Source organism: Psychromarinibacter halotolerans (assembly GCF_029168315.1).
Taxonomy (GTDB): domain Bacteria; phylum Pseudomonadota; class Alphaproteobacteria; order Rhodobacterales; family Rhodobacteraceae; genus Psychromarinibacter; species Psychromarinibacter halotolerans.
This window is the reverse complement of the sequence record NZ_JARGYD010000004.1, coordinates 1-15,228: the sequence shown is the minus strand read 5'-3', so window position 1 is coordinate 15,228 and position 15,228 is coordinate 1. Positions and strand designations below refer to the sequence as shown.

Sequence of the window (15,228 nt, the reverse complement as noted above, 5' to 3'; positions counted from 1 at the left end):
ACATCCTCGGCGGCGGCCCTCGGGCGCGCCGCCGGGCGGTTTCAACGACGATCACGGGACACATCCCGCCAGAGGACAGCGATGGCCTATCCGGACACGATAACAATCAGCGAAGTCGGGCCCCGCGATGGCTTGCAGATGGAGAAGCGGCATTTGCCGGTGGACCAGAAGCTGCGGATGATCGAGGCATTGGCCGAGGCCGGTCTGACCCGGATCGAGGCGACGGGCTTCGTGCATCCCAAGGTCATCCCACAGTTCGCTGACGCTCAGGAGGTGGCACGCGCCCTGCCCCGGCGCGCTGGGCTGTCCTATGCTGCGTTCGTGCCCAATCGACGCGGTGCGGAAACGGCCGTGGATTGCGGCATAGACGAACTGAAATGCGGGATCGCAGCGTCCGCGACCTTCAATCGCCTGAATGTTCGGATGGACATGGACACCGGCATGAAGTCGCTAGAGGACATCGCAGCTGCGACGCAAGGCAGCGCGACGCGGATCGTCGGTGTCGTCGCCACCGCTTTCGGCTGCCCCTACGAGGGCGAGGTGGCATTCGAGACCGTCGACAGGCTGTTTTCGCACCTCGAAGGTCTTGGGGCGCGGCTGATCTACCTTGCCGACACCACCGGCGTCGCGGACCCGACCCGCGTGCGGGACCGGGTGACGGCCCTTCAGGACCGCCACCCGGGTACCCCGGTCGGCCTGCACCTGCACAACACGCGCGGGCTGGGGCTGGCGAACGCGCTGACTGGGCTGGACTGCGGCGTGCGCGACTTCGAGTCCTCGATCGGCGGGCTTGGCGGCTGCCCCTTCGCGCCGCGTGCCGTGGGCAATATCTGCACCGAAGACTTCGTCCATATGGCGCACCGGATGGGCATTGCCACGGGGCTGGATCTGGACCGGCTGGTCGCCGCTGCGCGCCTGACCGAAGACCTGCTCGACCGCAAACTTCCCGGAATGGTGATGAAGGCCGGCCCCGCGGACGAGATCCACGACCCCGAGGGACAGCGCACCAAGGTCGACTGACCGCGCCGGCCCTGCGCAGCACGGAGCGGCAAAGTTAAAGGGCGGTGGATTTCTCCACCGCCCTTATTCGTTGGTCCGATGGGATGCGGATCAGTTGGTCATCGCTGCCGCCGTTGCGGCATCAAGGATCTCGGTGCCCGGCAGGTTGCGGGAATTCATCTGCTCGACCCAGACCTCGCCAACCTTCTCTTGCGCGGCGCGGATGCGTTCGACGACGTCCTCGGGGAAATCGTAGACGTTCACACCGGCAGCGGCGATCTCGTCCAGCGCGTCCTGCGTACCGCTGTTATAGGCTTCGGCAACGTCGTATCCGACCTGCTTGCCCACTTCGAGGATGATCTCCTGAAGGTCGGGCGGCAGCTTCTGGAACGAGTTCTCGTTCATGAACAGGATCGCCGCGTTCGAGCCGAAGGACACGTTCTTGGCCACGCCACCCACGATGTTCTGCAGGTTGTACCCAAGGGTCGAGGCCGGGGCGAACACCGCTCCGTCCAGCGTCCCGCGCTCGACCCCGACGTAGATGTCAGGCGCGGACATTTTCACCGGGATCGCGCCAAGCTCGGTCAGCGTCAGTTCGACCGCGCTGCCACCGGCGCGAAGCTTCAGACCCGCGATGTCCTCCAGCGACGAAATCTCGTCGACACCGGTGGTCATAAATTGGGGCGGCGTGCAGTTCACCTCGATGGCGCGGACGCCCATCGGCTTGAACTCACGTTCCAGCAGTTCGCCCTCGGCCAGCGTCTGGAAAGCGTTAAAGCACTTTTCGACGTCGGAGCTGATGCTAGGCAGCTCGACAACGGTCGACAGCGGCAGCCGGTCCGACACGTAGCCCGCGACCTGCAGTCCGATGTCGGTGACGCCGGTGCGAACCGCATCCAGCATGCCGCGCCCCTTTGCCAGCTGTTCCGCCGGGTAGTGTTCGAACGTGATGCGCCCTTCCGACCGAGCCTCGACCTCCTCGATGAACGGCTGAATGGTCAGCTTGGACGCGATGTGCGTCAGCGGAAACTGGTCCGCGATCCGCAGCGTATATGTCTCTTGGGCGTGCGCCAGAGCGGGCAGAAGCCCAGCCAGCGCCATCGCCGGAAGCGATAGAATTCCGATTTTCAATGTAGTACCTCCCTTTGCTGCACTTTTTCGCCACAGCGTATCATTATTCATGGCGGCGCAATTTCGCAAAGTCAACTGTGGAGGCGGCTACGGCTGCCCGAGGGAGCTGCAAACCTCTGTGAGCCGGGCGATGATGGCCTCAAGCTTGGGCTCCACGCGGAAGGTCGGGCCTGCGACGGTCACGAAGTATTCCGACCGGTGCCAAGTGAACCAGCCGGTGACGGTGGTGGCGGTCGGCACGCTTTCCTCGCGATTGATCGCATAGCCACGCGCGCGGGTTTCCTCGATCTCGGCAATCAGCTTCGCCGGATCGGTCTGGGTTTTCTCGGTCAAGGGCTCTAGCGGGCCGGGCCCAAGCAGATCGGGCAGGTCTTCCGGAGGAAGCGTGGCCAAAAGCGCCTTCCCGACCGATGTGGCATGCAGCGAACGCGCGTGGTCCCCCACCCGGACAAGGAAGCGCAGCGGATGCGAAGGTTCCAGAACCAGCAGGTAGGTCACCTGCGGCCCTGCCGAGCGTGCCAGCGACACGGATTCATCGAACTCGTCGCGCAGGTCGCGCAGCTTCAGCCCCGCGCGCAGCGACACAGGGTCGTGCTGGCTGATGACTGCCGCCAATTCCGTCAGGCGTGCGGTCGGATAGAACCCGGCCCGGTGCCCGAGTTCGTAGATATAGCCGCGTTCTTGCAAGGATTGGACGACGTCGAAACAGCTCGACATCGGGATGTCCAGAAGCCGGGAAATATCGGACAGCGACAGCGGTCGTTTCTCTTCGGCGAAGAGTTCGATGAAATCCAGCGTCCGTTTTACGATCTTCGACATGTGGGCCTGCTTTGCGGATTTGCGCCAAGTCGGGCCGATGACTGCGTCAGCCGCCATGTCGGGCCCGTTGTCGCGACTACCCCACTAATATCCGGCGCTCAAGCTTCACGGCATGGGCTGTCTCTGATGCAGGCAGGCCCATCTGCGTGTCAGGAACCGTCTTTCCAAAGGCAATCGAGCCCGATCTCGTCGATGGTCCGCACGCCGCACAGCGCCATGCAGCGCCGCAATTCCTCGGCAAGTATGTCCAGCGCCTTCAAGGCACCCTCCTCTCCTGCCGCCGCAAGGCCGTACAGCGTGGCGCGGCCGACAAGCACGCCGTCCGCGCCCAAAGCCAGCGCGCGCAGGATGTCGGCGCCACGCCGGATGCCGCTGTCGAAAAGTACCGACAGGCTATCCGGCGCCGCGCGGACAACGGGGCCCAGCGCCTCTATCGCCGCAGGGCCCGGGTCGAACATCCGGCCGCCGTGGTTCGAAACCACCACCGCATCCGCCCCGATGGCGCCCGCCTTCACGGCTGTCTCGGGCGTCAGCACGCCCTTGAGGATCAGCCGCCCGTCCCACCTGTCGCGGAACCGTGCGATGTCGTCCCATGTCACACTGGCCGAGTTTGCCATCCGGCTGGTGCCCTTCGTCACCTTGCCGCCGATCCGCTGCGGATAATTGACGAAGCGCGGCGTGCCTCCGGTCAGCCAGTATCGCCCCATTACCGGGCACAGCCACCGCGGATGCGCCAGCATGTCGGCGATCAAGACCGGGTCCGGCCGCACCGGAAAGGAAAATCCGTTGCGGTCGTTGTATTCCCGGTTCGCCATTACTGGCGTGTCCACCGTAACCACCAAGGCCTCCGCCCCCGCGTCCCGTGCACGTTCGACAACAGACCACGTCGCCTCGCGATCCTCCCAAACGTAGAGTTGCAGCCAGAACCCGGACGTGGCCGCAGCAGCGATATCCTCGATCGCCGTGGTGGAACTGGTGGCCAGCGTGAAGGGAATGCCCGCCCTCGCGGCAGCGCGCGCAAGGGCAAGCTCGCCCTGATAGTGCATCATGTTGGCGACGCCGGTCGGCGCCACGGCAAGCGGCAACGGCACGGCGCGTCCCAGCAGGTCGGTCGCCGTGTTGATCTCGCGGACGTCGGTAAGAACGGTCGGCTTCAGCGTCACCGCATCCAGCGCGGCGCGATTGCGCCTCAACTGGGTTTCATCCTCGGTGCCCCGGTCCATGAATTCGAAGAACGCCCGCGCCACGCGGCGGCGCGCGATCTCGCGCAGATCGGCGATGTTGCGAGCACGGGCAAGACGGTGGCTCATGACGCCGTTCCCCTGTCCATCAGGATCTTGCCGGGGTTCATGAGACCTTGCGGGTCCAGCACCGATTTGACCCGGTGCATCAGGTCCAGTTCCACCGGATCCGCGTAGACCGCCAGTTCCTCGCGCTTCAACAGACCGATCCCATGCTCGGCCGAGATACTGCCACCAAGCTCTGCGACCAGGTCGTGGATGATGCGGTTCATCGCGGCGGTCCGAGCGCGAAAGTCGGCGGGGTCGTGCCCGTCGGGCTGCACCAGATTGTAGTGCAGGTTCCCGTCGCCCACGTGCCCGAACGCGATGACATGCGTGCCAGGAAGCGCCGCGTGCACCGCTGCCGTTCCGCGCGCGATCATCTCTGGCACCCGGCCCACCGGCACCGAGATGTCGTGCTTGATCAGCGCACCTGCACGGTACTGGTGCCCGCCCGCGCCGATTTCGCGCAACTTCCACAGGTCGGCGCGCTGCGCTCCGGTCTGCGCCACCACGGCGTCCAGCAGCAGCCCGTCCTCGGCAGCCGCGGCAAGCGCGGCCTCCAGCCGCTCGGTCGCGTCAGCATCGCCTGCTTCGACAAGCACATGCCAATCGAACCGCTCCTCAAAGGGTTCGCGGATCGGGCCGATGTGGCGGATGCCGAATTCCAGCGCGATGCGCGGCAGCAACTCGTAGGCGGTGATACAGTCCCCCAACTGCGCCCGCAGCGCCCGCAAAAGGGCGACAGCCGCCGCCGGGTCCTGAACCGCGGCAAATGCGGTGCCGACGGCAAGGCTTTGCGGGTACAGCTTCAGCGCGGCGGCGGTGACGATACCCAGCGTCCCCTCTGCCCCGATGAACAGGTGTTTGAGCGCATAGCCGGTGTTGTCCTTCCGAAGCGTGCGCAGACCGTTCCAGATCCGTCCGTCCGGCAGCACGACCTCCAACCCCAGCACCTGATCGCGCGTATTGCCATAGCGCAGAACATTGATGCCGCCCGCGTTGGTCGAGACGTTTCCACCGACGCGGCACGTCCCCTCCGAGCCAAGAGAGACGGGATAAAAGCACCCTTCCGCCGCCGCAGCTTGCTGCAGGTCCGACAGGATGACCCCTGCGCCCGCCACGGCGACCATTTCGTCCGGGTCGATGCGGTGTATGCGGTTCAGACGCTCGGTCGAAAGAACCACGGTGCCCGGCCCGCCACGCGGCACGGCGCCCCCGACCTGCCCCGTATTGCCGCCGACCGGCACGACGGGCCAGCCCAAATCGGCGCAAACCCCGACAACGGCGGCGACCTCTTGCGTGGTACCGGGCCTTACGACAGCAGCCGCGTCACCTTCGTAAAGCTTCCGGTCGTCGATCAGGTACGGGCTCATCCCGTCCGCATCGCGGACAACGTTGGAAGGCCCCACGATGTCCGAGATCTTGCCCCACCCGCTCATCTCGGCGCCTCAAGCCGGCGCGCCGCGGCGGCAAGGTCCGCCGCGATCGCGTTGATCTCGGCATCGTCGGACACGCCCGGTCCGGCCATCGTCAGGATGTAATCCTCTGCGTTCCAGTGCAGCGGCACCGAAATCGTCATTGCGGTCCGCACGCTTTCTTCCTTGTTCAGGTACCAGCCACGGGCGCGGGACATCTCGATGTCCGCCGCCAGATCTTCGCGTGTCTGGATCGTCTGCGGCGTCAGGACCGGCATCGGCAGCGCGGCGATAACCGCCGCACGCACCTCTGGCGTCAGCTGCCCCAAAAGCGCCTTGCCCGCCGAGGTCGCGTGGGGATGGCGGACCTCTGCCCCCTCCTCGATATGGTAGCGCCAAGGGCCGTACGCCTCGACAACCAACACGTAACGCGCGGTCTTACCGTCGATGCGGGCCAGGAAACAGGACCGCCCATGCCGCGCCGACAGATCTCTGAGGTCGGTCCGCACTCGTAGAAGGAAGGGATCGTTACGTGCGATCTCGGCAGCCAGAAGGCCCAGCCGCTGGGTCGGATAGTACTCTCCCCGCTCTCCCGGCTGATAGACGAAGCCATGTTCGACCAGCGTTCGCAGCACGTCGTGGCAGCTGGATGCCGGCAGGTCGAGTTCGCGCGCGACGCCAGACAGACTAAGCGGACGGCGGGTTCTTTCGAACAGCTCGAAGAAATCCAACGTCCGCTTCACGATCTTGGACATGTTCACTTTCCGCTCTTTGGCCGGTTGGACGCCCTTGACGAACTTGCCGAACCGGACTTATTTTGCGACACAACGAATTAATATTCGCTACTGCGAAATAATACAATGGGCCGCGCAGACGGCCCGCGGGAGGAAGACATGATGGAATTCCCTGATCCGTTGGTGGAGAACGCCGATCAGGCAGAGATCCGGAACGCCGTCCGGGCGATCTGCGACAAGTTCGATGACGAATACTGGTCCGAAAAAGACCGCACCCACACCTTCCCGACAGAGTTCTGCAAGGCCATCGCCGATGGCGGCTGGCTTGGCATCGCGATGCCCGAAGAGTTCGGCGGCGCGGGTCTGGGCGTGACAGAGGCCGCATTGATGATGCAGACCATCGGGTCCTCTGCCGGGACTTTCGCGGCCTGCTCGGCGGTGCACATCAATATCTTCGGCCCCCATGCCATCGTGAAGCATGGCACCGACGAGCAGAAGAAACGCTGGCTGACCCCGCTGATCGCAGGCGAGACGCGCGCCTGTTTTGGTGTAACCGAGCCCGATGCGGGGCTGGACACCACCAAGCTTAAGACACGGGCGGTCGACAAAGGGGACCACTACCTGGTGAACGGCCGGAAGATGTGGATCTCGACCGCGCAAACCGCCGACAAGATCCTGCTTCTGGCGCGCACCACGCCCATCGAGGACTGTGCGAAGCCCACCGACGGGCTGTCGATTTTCTTCACCGACCTGAACCGCAAGTATATCGACGTGCACGAGGTGCCGAAGATGGGACGGGGCGCGGTGGATTCGAACGCGCTGTTCATCGACAACCTGCCGATCCCGAAAGAGGACTTGATCGGCGAAGAGGGCAAAGGCTTTCGCTATATCCTCGACAGCCTGAACCCCGAACGCATCCTGAACGCGGCCGAGGTCATCGGCATCGGACGCCGCGCGCTGTGGAAGGCCGCGAATTATGCCGCCGACCGCGAGGTCTTCGGGCGTCCCATCGGCAAGAACCAGTCGATCCAGCACCCGCTGGCCGAGAACTGGTCCGAGCTTTACGCGGCCGAGCTTATGACGATGCGCGCGGCAAACCTGTACGACAGCGGTCAGTCCTGCGGCGCGGAGGCGAACGCCGCAAAATACCTTGCCGCCGATGCCGCGTTCAAGGCCGGCGATCAGGCAATCCGGACCCACGGCGGCATGGGATACGCGCAAGAGTTCATGGTCGAACGCTATTTCCGCGAACTCGTCGCCACCCGCCTTGCCCCTGTCTCGCGCGAATTGATCCTGTGTTTCTTGGCCGAGCGAAAGCTGGGCCTGCCGAAATCCTACTGAGCGCGCGATGACCGGTAAAATCGTACGCATCGGCGGCGCGTCCGGCGCTTGGGGCGACAGCCCGATGGCCATTGGGCAACTGCTGGATGCCGGGGTCGACGTCCTGATGATGGACTACCTCGCCGAGGTCACCATGTCGCTGATGGCCCGCGCCCGGATGAAGAACCCCGCCTTCGGCTTTCCGCCGGACGCGGTCGCGTACCTGAAGCCTCACCTGTCGCGGATCGCGGCGGATGGGGTGAAGGTGGTCTCGAACGCTGGCGGGGTGAACCCGCTGGGCTGCAAGGCCGCGCTGGAGGCCGCGATCGCAGAGGCCGGGCTGGACCTGACCGTCGCGGCGGTCACCGGCGACGATCTGCTGCCGATGCTCAACGACCTGCGGGCGATGGGACTGACAGAGGCAGAAACCGGCGCGCCGATCCCGGACAGCCTGCTGACCGCGAATGCCTATCTTGGCGCCCTGCCCGTCCGCGATGCGCTGTCGGCGGGTGCGGACATCGTCGTGACCGGGCGCTGCGCCGACAGCGCGTTGGCGCTGGGGGCGTTGATGCACAGCTTCGGCTGGGCCGAGGACGACCACGACCTTCTGGCCGCCGGCAGCTTGGCGGGCCATGTCATCGAATGCGGACCGCAGGCGACGGGCGGCACGTTCACAGACTGGGATCAAGTCGAGGGGTGGGACAACATTGGCTATCCCATCGCCTGCTGCGCCGCAGACGGCAGCTTTACACTGGAAAAGCCTGCCGGAACCGGCGGGATGATCAGCGTCGGCACCGTGTCCGAACAGGTGCTGTACGAGATCGGCGATCCCGCGGCCTATATCCTGCCGGACGTGGTCGCGGATTTCTCTGGTGTGACGGTCGAGCAAATCGGGACAGACAGCGTTCGCGTCAGCGGCGCGCGCGGGCGGCCACCCACACCGGACTACAAGGTCTCGGCAACGTGGCAGGACGGTTGGCGCGCGGTGCTGTCGGTGTCGATCGTCGGCCCGGACGCGGCCGCGAAGGCCGAAAAGACCGCCCGCGCCATGATCGCACGGGCCGAAGCCGGTTTCGCACGCGACGGACTTGGTCCGTTCCGGGCGACCCGGATCGAAGCACTGGGCGCAGAATCCGCCTATGGCGAGGCCTCTGCCGCCCGCACCACGCGCGAGGTTCTATTGCGACTGGTCGTCGACCACGACAGCCGCGACGCGTTGAACGCCTTCGCGCGGGAAGCCGGGTCCATCGGCATCAGCATGGCGCCGGGCACCACCGGCATCTATGCCGGCCGTCCCAAGCCGACGCCTGTCGTCCGTCTGTTCACGCTGCTGGTGCCGAAAGACAGCGTCGCCCCGCCGCAGGTTCACGTGGCGGACGCCGCGCCCCGCGACACGGCAATTGCGGCAGGACAACCGCTTCAGCCGGTGCAGCCCCCGGACCTGCCCGACACCCCCGTTCCCGACGGTCCGACGGCCCGCGCGCCGTTGCGCCAGCTGGCGTGGGCGCGGTCCGGCGACAAGGGCAACCGCGCCAATATCGCGATCATCGCCCGCCGGCCCGAGTACCTGCCGTTCCTGCGGCGCGAGGTTACGGTGGACCGTCTGCTGGCGCATTTCGCGCAGCAGGTCGAAGGGCCCGCAGAACGCTTCGAGGCCCCAGGCCTCAACGCACTGAATTTCCTTGTTGGCGATGCGCTTGGAGGAGGAGGCATGGCCTCGATGCGCATCGACCCACAAGGCAAGGCCTATGGCCAGATGGCACTCGAGATGGAGCTTGACGTTCCCGCCGACTGGCTCTGACAAAAACACGAGGGAGGAGAACGTGATGGAGACGACCACCAGGAGGGCCCGGGCATGGCGATGAACGCGATCATCCCTGTCGGGCTTCTTGTCCTACTTATACTTGGCGGCAGTCCCATTGCTTTCGCCCTGCTGATTTCCGGCATGGTCGGGATCTACATGACAGTCGGCACCGGGCCGCTGATCGGCGTGATCCAGAACAGCCCATACGAACACGTCGCCAGCTTTACCCTGACGACGCTGCCGATGTTTATCCTGATGGCAGAGTTTCTGACGGCAGGCCGGTTTACCCGTGACATCTTCGAAGCCGGCGACCGCTGGCTGCGCCATATCAAGGGCGGCATGTCGATGGCTGCCGTCGCAGGCGGCGTGTTGCTGGCCGCGGTCTGCGGATCTTCCAGCGCCGCGGCAGGCACCCTGGCCTCGGCGGCCTATCCCGAGATGAAGCGACTGGGTTATGCACCTTCGTTCGCGACGGCCTCTATCGCCATCGTCGGCACGCTGGCGATCATGATCCCGCCCTCTATCGCCTTCGTCTTCTACGGAATTCTGACCGAGGTCTCGATCGGCAAGCTCTTTCTGGCGGGGATCATTCCCGGCTTGCTGACCGGCTTCTCGTACCTTTTGGTGATCGTGCTGACCGTCCGCTTCAAGAAGGACGCCGCCCCCGAGCGCCTGCCGAAGCTTCCTATGAAAGAACGCGTGAAGGGTCTGACCACTATCTGGCCGATCCTGATCTTTTTCATCTTCATGTTCGCCGGGCTTTATTCCGGCGCCGTGACGGCGACCGAGATCGGGGCCGTCGGCGCGTTTCTTGCCTTGGCCTTCGCCTTCATCATGCGGCGTCTGACGATGGACGGGTTCAAGCAGGCGCTGATGAACTCCACCCGGAACTCGGTGATGATCTTCACCATCATCATCGGCGCCGGGATCTTCGGGCTTTTCCTGACCCTGACCGGGCTGACCCAAGGTCTGATGACGATGGTTCAAGTGGCCGAGATCAACCGCTGGGCCATCCTGATCATGGTCGTCCTGCTGTGGGTCGTGCTGGGGTTCTTCTTGGAACAGTTCGCAATCCAGGTGCTGACGGTGCCTGTTGCCGTGCCGCTGCTGATGCAACTGGGCTTCGACCCGGTCTGGATCGGCGTGCTGCTGGTCAAGGCAGGCGAGATCGGCGTCGTGACCCCGCCGATGGGCCTGAACGTCTTCGTCGTCAGTTCGGTCAGCAAGGTCCCGGTCGGTACGATCTTCCGTGGCATCTGGCCCTTCGTTCTTGCCGAAGTGGTGACGCTTTCCCTTATCATCGCCTTCCCGAGCCTTTCGCTCTGGCTGGCCCAATATGCGCCGTGACCCATGAAACAGTTCATTGACCGCATCCTATCCGCCTTCGAGACCATCGCGATCATCGCCGCAGCGACGGCGCTGCTGCTGATCATGTTCTCGATTACCATCGACGCTTTCGGGCGCTACTTTCTCAACAGCCCGCTTCAGGGACAGTACGAGTTCACCTCGCTTTACCTGATGGTGATCCTGACGTTCCTTGGCATGCCCAAGATCCAGGCCTTGGGCGGGCACATTGCCGTTCCGCTGTTTCAGGGGCTGATCTCGTCGATCCCGGGACGCCCGGTCGAGCGGATCATCTTCCTGATGTCCGCCGCCGCCTTCAGCTACATTACGTGGATGACCGGGATCGAGGCGCTGGAAAAGATCGCACACCGCACGACGACCTTCGGGGCGATCCAGTTCCCGACGTATCTAAGTTATTGCTGGGTGCCGGTCGGAACCGCGCTGATCACGCTGCGCCTGCTGTTCCAAAGCGTCTGGCCCCCGGAACCGCACACCGGTCCCGAACCGGACGTCTGACGCTATGCCGCCGCGCCGGGTCACTTGGCGCGGCGGTTCACTTTTGAAGGCAAGCAGCCAGTAATCCCGTCATGTCCGGCGCCCTATCAATTGCGCGGACCTCATCTGCCAGCCGGGACACCCCCGCCTCGGACAGGTCCATCTCGGGCGCAAGCTGCTGGGCGAACCGCGCCATCGCGTCAAAGTCGGGTCGGCCGACAGGCTCGTTAACTTCGACCTCCAAGACCCGGCAATCGTCGAGCGTTACCCGCACACGGCACAGCCGCGGTTCAACCGCCGGGTCAGGATGCACGGTGATGCGCTCGGCCATTGCTGCGATCTCTGGCTCGGTGGTCCGGGACAGGTCGGACAGGCGAAGCCGCTCGTCCAGCGCCATCACGCCAAGGCAGAACTGTGCGCTCATCTTCGCGGCGGTGGGTCCGGCAAAGGCGGGTCCTGCGTTGTCGACACCGGGATAGCCAGCCTCGTAGGGCGACAACGATAAGTCGATCCGATCTATCCTTGCGAGTCCGATCGTGTCGAGAAGCCCCTGCAACGCGCCCAACGGTCCTTGCAGGATCGCGCAGGCGGGAAAGGCCTTCACGGTCACTTCGTCGAACTGCCATGCCTCGCCCAGCCCATGAAGCGCCTCGACCGGTGCCGCGTCGGCCCCGGCGTAGGTGGCATAGAAGCCCTTCGCGCCCTCCAGCATCGACCGGGCCGCCGTCATGCCCAGCGACGCCAGCCGTGCCGACCGAAGGCCAGCATGCGCCGCAAGGCCAAGCTGCATCGGGAACTCGTCGGTGCCCTCGACCCAGACCTGCGCCAGACCGCCCGCCTGATGCGCCGAGAACGCAAGTGCGTGGCCGGTCTGTTCAGCATCCAGCCGCATCAACCGCGCAGCCGCCGCCGCCGAGCCGAAGCCACCGATCACGGCAGCCGCCCGAAAGCCACGCTTGGTTACCAACTCGTCGAAATCCCGGCCCGCTCGGCACAGGGCCTCGTACCCAAGGATCACCGCATCCAGAAACTGCGCGCCGGTCGCGCCTTCGGCCTCGGCCACCGCAAGCGCAGCCGCCATGACCGGCGCGCCAGGGTGCGAGGTAGAGCCGGGGTGTGTGTCATCCTGCGACCGCGCATGAAACAGCGACCCGTTCGCGAAGGCCGCCGCCTCTGCTGTCACGCGCGCGCCACCGCTTAGAAGCGTGGCCTCGGCGGGCACTGCATGGAAGCGACGCGCATAGGCGTCCGCGCTGCCATAGCGACCGCGCCCGGCGCGCGCCATGCACAGGTTGTGCAACAGGCTGACCCGTGCGCGTTCACGAACCCGCTCGGGGATGTCGCCCGGGGACGTCTCGGCCACGAACCTGCCCAGCCGCGCCGTCAGACCATCCGGCTTAGTCATGCCGGCGCGTCGCGCTGGAACAGTCCGCGGTCCTCGGCCATTCGTTGCGCCAGCGCGGCGAGCGTATCAAGCACCGGCGTGTCCACACCCGCCTGACGGGCGAAAGCAAGCGGCGCGAGCAGGATCTGCCCGATCTCCATCGGTCGACCTGCTTCGAAATCCTGCCGGATCGACGGCTTGTGTTCGGGAATGCTTTTCAACATCGCGTCCACGTCGACAGTGTCGGCAAGGTCGTAGCCATAGGCCGCGGCAATCGCCATCCCTTCGCCGACCGCGCGGCGATAGACCGCCCCCAGCGCGGGATCCTTCCGGCTGATCGACGACTTGTTGCCGGTGATCAGCGCGATGATCGACCCGCTCATATTCGCCAGCAGCTTCCGCCAGATCACGGCCCGGATGTCCGGCACGTCGGGGGCGTCGATCCCGGCGTCACGGAACGCTCTGCGCAGATCCTCGACCCCGTCCCCACCGGGAACAACCGCACCCAGATCCAGCCGGTTGTGGCCCGGGGACGCGTTTCTCACCACGCCCGGAGCGTCCAGTTCGTTCGCGGAATAGATGCTTCCGCCAACCAGTTGCCCGGGCGCGATATAGTCAAGGAAGCCCGCTCCGATAGAGAAGTCCGCCCAGTCCGGCGGCGCGGGGGTGGTCGTCAGCCCCACCGGGTACCACCACGGCATCCCGTTTTGCGGAAAGATCACCCGCGTGTCCGGTCCGACCAGCGGACGCAGCGCCTGCGTGATCGCCGCCAGACCCGCCCCCTTCACACCGACAAGCACCACATCCTGCACGCCGATCTCGGTCGCATCCGCCGATGCCCGCACCTTCACCGTCGCGCGGTCGTCGGCAGCAAGCAAAGTTAGCCCATTGCTACGGATCGCCTCAAGATGCGCGCCACGCGCCACCACGGACACGTCGTGCCCCGCCTGCGAGAGACGTACGGCGAAATGTCCGCCCGTCGCGCCCGCGCCGAATACAGTGACCTTCATATATCCTCCCCGCGTCCTGCCGCCCGCCCCGGAAATTGGCATCGGGGACGGCAAACCGGCTTGCTTGACTTAAAATAGACGCCCCCGTAAACTCCGCAAGCACGAATATTAATTCGCCACTGCGAAATAGGACGACAGGAAAGACGTATGACGAACGCCCCGGGCCATACAGACGCAAACTCGCCCAAGGGGCCGCTGGCCGGGGTTCGGATACTTGACCTTACCACGGTCGTGATGGGTCCGGCAGCCACCCAGCTGCTTGGCGACCTCGGCGCCGAAGTCATCAAGGTCGAAGGCCCCGAGGGCGACTCGTTGCGCCGCATCGGCCCCGCTCGGCATCCGTCGATGGGCACCCTGTTCCTGCAGTCGAACCGCAACAAGAAGAGCATCGTGCTGGATCTCAAGAAGCCCGAGGACAAGGCGCACCTGCTAGAGCTTGCGTCGAAGACCGACGCGCTGATGACGAACATCCGTCCCAACGGCCTGAAACGGCTGGGACTGGACTATGGCGCGGTGTCCAAGGTGAACCCGTCGATCGTCTATTGCCAGATGGTCGGCTACGGGTCGGACGGCCCCTATTCCGGTCAGGCCGTTTACGATGATCTGATCCAAGCCGCGGCCGGTGTGTCCGGCCTTTTCGAAGCCGTCGACGGCGACGTCCGCTATGCGCCGCTTAACATCTGCGACCGCGTGACCGGGCTGTATGCCGTCATCGCCGTGGTCTCGGCCCTGATGCACCGCGCCCTGACCGGCGAAGGTCAGGATATCGAAGTGCCGATGTTCGAGACGATGACCAGCTTCGTTCTTGCTGACAACATGGGCGGCCGATCGTTCGTGCCGCCGGAAAGCGGCGCGGGCTACAAGCGTTTGCTGTCCCGCTTCCGCGGCCCCTACCCCACAGGCGACGGGCACCTTGCGCTTGTGGTCTACACCGACCGCGACTGGCAGCGGTTCACCGACCTCGTCGGGCGGCCCGACATCCTTCAGGACCCGCGTTTCGCCAGCCAGTCGACCCGAACCGAGAATGCCGAGGCCTGCGGGCAGTTTCTTGGCGAGGTTCTTCAGCAGCACCCAACCGACAAGTGGATCGACCTGCTGCGCGGGATCGACATCCCCTGCGCGAAGGTCAACAGCCTTGACGAGTTGTTCGACGACCCGCACCTGAAGCAGGTCGGCATGTTCCAACAGCACGAACACCCGACCGAAGGCTCGATCCTGATGGCGCGGCCGCCGATCAAGTTCGGGGCCACACCGCTGTCCATCCGCAGCCTTGCGCCGAACCTCGGCGAGCATGCGGACGCCGATTTCACCGGCGAAGCGCCCGCACCGGCACCGGCGCGGCGCAACGCAGGCTGAGGCCGCGCACCGGCCAAGTCTTACCTGGAAGGAATGAAGATGAAGGTCCTCGTACCTGTGAAACGTGTGATCGACTACAACGTGAAGGTCCGCGTGAAGGCGGATGGCACGGGCGTCGATCTCGCCAACGTCAA

Annotated in this window: 13 protein-coding genes and 1 pseudogene; 7 read left to right on the top strand and 7 right to left on the bottom strand. The window is 65.0% G+C overall.

What is annotated here, in order from left to right:
• Positions 1–81 precede the first annotated feature (81 nt).
• On the top strand, positions 82–1,020 hold the full coding sequence (locus tag P1K30_RS11195; RefSeq protein WP_275632823.1) for a hydroxymethylglutaryl-CoA lyase: 939 nt from the start codon (positions 82–84) through the stop codon (positions 1,018–1,020).
• A 90-nt stretch (positions 1,021–1,110) separates the two neighbouring features.
• Here P1K30_RS11195 and P1K30_RS11190 read toward each other — a convergent pair whose 3' ends face one another.
• The 5 genes from P1K30_RS11190 to P1K30_RS11170 form a co-directional block, all read right to left on the bottom strand.
• Positions 1,111–2,130 (bottom strand): TRAP transporter substrate-binding protein, encoded by a 1,020-nt coding sequence (locus tag P1K30_RS11190; RefSeq protein ID WP_275632822.1) that lies wholly within the window; start codon positions 2,128–2,130, stop codon positions 1,111–1,113.
• An 87-nt stretch (positions 2,131–2,217) separates the two neighbouring features.
• The gene (locus tag P1K30_RS11185) at positions 2,218–2,949 is read right to left on the bottom strand and encodes an IclR family transcriptional regulator (RefSeq protein WP_275632821.1); all 732 of its coding nucleotides are present in this window, start codon (positions 2,947–2,949) and stop codon (positions 2,218–2,220) included.
• Between the two features lie 149 nt (positions 2,950–3,098).
• On the bottom strand, positions 3,099–4,259 hold the full coding sequence (locus tag P1K30_RS11180; protein WP_275632820.1) for an alpha-hydroxy acid oxidase: 1,161 nt from the start codon (positions 4,257–4,259) through the stop codon (positions 3,099–3,101).
• On the bottom strand, positions 4,256–5,671 hold the full coding sequence (locus P1K30_RS11175; protein ID WP_275632819.1) for an FAD-binding oxidoreductase: 1,416 nt from the start codon (positions 5,669–5,671) through the stop codon (positions 4,256–4,258). Before P1K30_RS11175 ends, P1K30_RS11180 begins: the two co-directional genes overlap by 4 nt.
• Positions 5,668–6,402, bottom strand: coding sequence for an IclR family transcriptional regulator (locus tag P1K30_RS11170; RefSeq protein WP_275632818.1), 735 nt, complete (start codon positions 6,400–6,402; stop codon positions 5,668–5,670). The genes P1K30_RS11175 and P1K30_RS11170 overlap by 4 nt, the downstream gene beginning before the upstream one ends.
• A gap of 138 nt (positions 6,403–6,540) precedes the next feature.
• Between P1K30_RS11170 and P1K30_RS11165 the strand changes: the two genes are divergently transcribed.
• The 4 genes from P1K30_RS11165 to P1K30_RS11150 are packed head-to-tail and all read left to right on the top strand — an operon-like array spanning position 6,541 to position 11,365.
• A complete protein-coding gene (locus tag P1K30_RS11165; protein WP_275632817.1) occupies positions 6,541–7,722 on the top strand; it encodes an acyl-CoA dehydrogenase family protein in 1,182 nt (393 codons plus the stop codon).
• A 7-nt stretch (positions 7,723–7,729) separates the two neighbouring features.
• Positions 7,730–9,502 (top strand): acyclic terpene utilization AtuA family protein, encoded by a 1,773-nt coding sequence (locus tag P1K30_RS11160; protein WP_275632816.1) that lies wholly within the window; start codon positions 7,730–7,732, stop codon positions 9,500–9,502.
• 54 nt (positions 9,503–9,556) lie between these two features.
• On the top strand, positions 9,557–10,852 hold the full coding sequence (locus P1K30_RS11155) for a TRAP transporter large permease (protein WP_275632815.1): 1,296 nt from the start codon (positions 9,557–9,559) through the stop codon (positions 10,850–10,852).
• Between the two features lie 3 nt (positions 10,853–10,855).
• Positions 10,856–11,365: a TRAP transporter small permease gene (locus tag P1K30_RS11150; protein ID WP_275632814.1), complete on the top strand. Its 510-nt coding sequence runs from the start codon at positions 10,856–10,858 to the stop codon at positions 11,363–11,365.
• A gap of 37 nt (positions 11,366–11,402) precedes the next feature.
• Here the strand turns inward: P1K30_RS11150 and P1K30_RS11145 are convergent, their stop codons facing one another.
• Both P1K30_RS11145 and P1K30_RS11140 read right to left on the bottom strand, forming a co-directional pair.
• The gene (locus tag P1K30_RS11145) at positions 11,403–12,749 is read right to left on the bottom strand and encodes an MmgE/PrpD family protein (protein ID WP_275632813.1); all 1,347 of its coding nucleotides are present in this window, start codon (positions 12,747–12,749) and stop codon (positions 11,403–11,405) included.
• Positions 12,746–13,738: a ketopantoate reductase family protein gene (locus P1K30_RS11140; protein WP_275632812.1), complete on the bottom strand. Its 993-nt coding sequence runs from the start codon at positions 13,736–13,738 to the stop codon at positions 12,746–12,748. The genes P1K30_RS11145 and P1K30_RS11140 overlap by 4 nt, the downstream gene beginning before the upstream one ends.
• A 147-nt stretch (positions 13,739–13,885) precedes the next feature.
• On the opposite strand from P1K30_RS11140, the gene P1K30_RS11135 reads away from it, so the two are divergent.
• Entirely contained in the window at positions 13,886–15,094 is a 1,209-nt protein-coding gene (locus P1K30_RS11135) for a CaiB/BaiF CoA transferase family protein (RefSeq protein ID WP_275632811.1), read from the top strand.
• A gap of 39 nt (positions 15,095–15,133) precedes the next feature.
• A pseudogene (locus P1K30_RS11130) lies at positions 15,134–15,228 on the top strand (electron transfer flavoprotein subunit beta/FixA family protein); the annotation flags it as partial.

Coding starts and splice junctions, on each gene's coding strand:
- P1K30_RS11135 (WP_275632811.1), top strand. CDS start 13,886: ATGACGAACGCCCCGGGCCATACAGACGCAAACTCGCCCAAGGGGCCG.
- P1K30_RS11145 (WP_275632813.1), bottom strand. CDS start 12,749: ATGACTAAGCCGGATGGTCTGACGGCGCGGCTGGGCAGGTTCGTGGCC.
- P1K30_RS11140 (WP_275632812.1), bottom strand. CDS start 13,738: ATGAAGGTCACTGTATTCGGCGCGGGCGCGACGGGCGGACATTTCGCC.
- P1K30_RS11180 (WP_275632820.1), bottom strand. CDS start 4,259: ATGAGCCACCGTCTTGCCCGTGCTCGCAACATCGCCGATCTGCGCGAG.
- P1K30_RS11155 (WP_275632815.1), top strand. CDS start 9,557: ATGGCGATGAACGCGATCATCCCTGTCGGGCTTCTTGTCCTACTTATA.
- P1K30_RS11150 (WP_275632814.1), top strand. CDS start 10,856: ATGAAACAGTTCATTGACCGCATCCTATCCGCCTTCGAGACCATCGCG.
- P1K30_RS11185 (WP_275632821.1), bottom strand. CDS start 2,949: ATGTCGAAGATCGTAAAACGGACGCTGGATTTCATCGAACTCTTCGCC.
- P1K30_RS11195 (WP_275632823.1), top strand. CDS start 82: ATGGCCTATCCGGACACGATAACAATCAGCGAAGTCGGGCCCCGCGAT.
- P1K30_RS11160 (WP_275632816.1), top strand. CDS start 7,730: ATGACCGGTAAAATCGTACGCATCGGCGGCGCGTCCGGCGCTTGGGGC.
- P1K30_RS11175 (WP_275632819.1), bottom strand. CDS start 5,671: ATGAGCGGGTGGGGCAAGATCTCGGACATCGTGGGGCCTTCCAACGTT.
- P1K30_RS11170 (WP_275632818.1), bottom strand. CDS start 6,402: ATGTCCAAGATCGTGAAGCGGACGTTGGATTTCTTCGAGCTGTTCGAA.
- P1K30_RS11165 (WP_275632817.1), top strand. CDS start 6,541: ATGATGGAATTCCCTGATCCGTTGGTGGAGAACGCCGATCAGGCAGAG.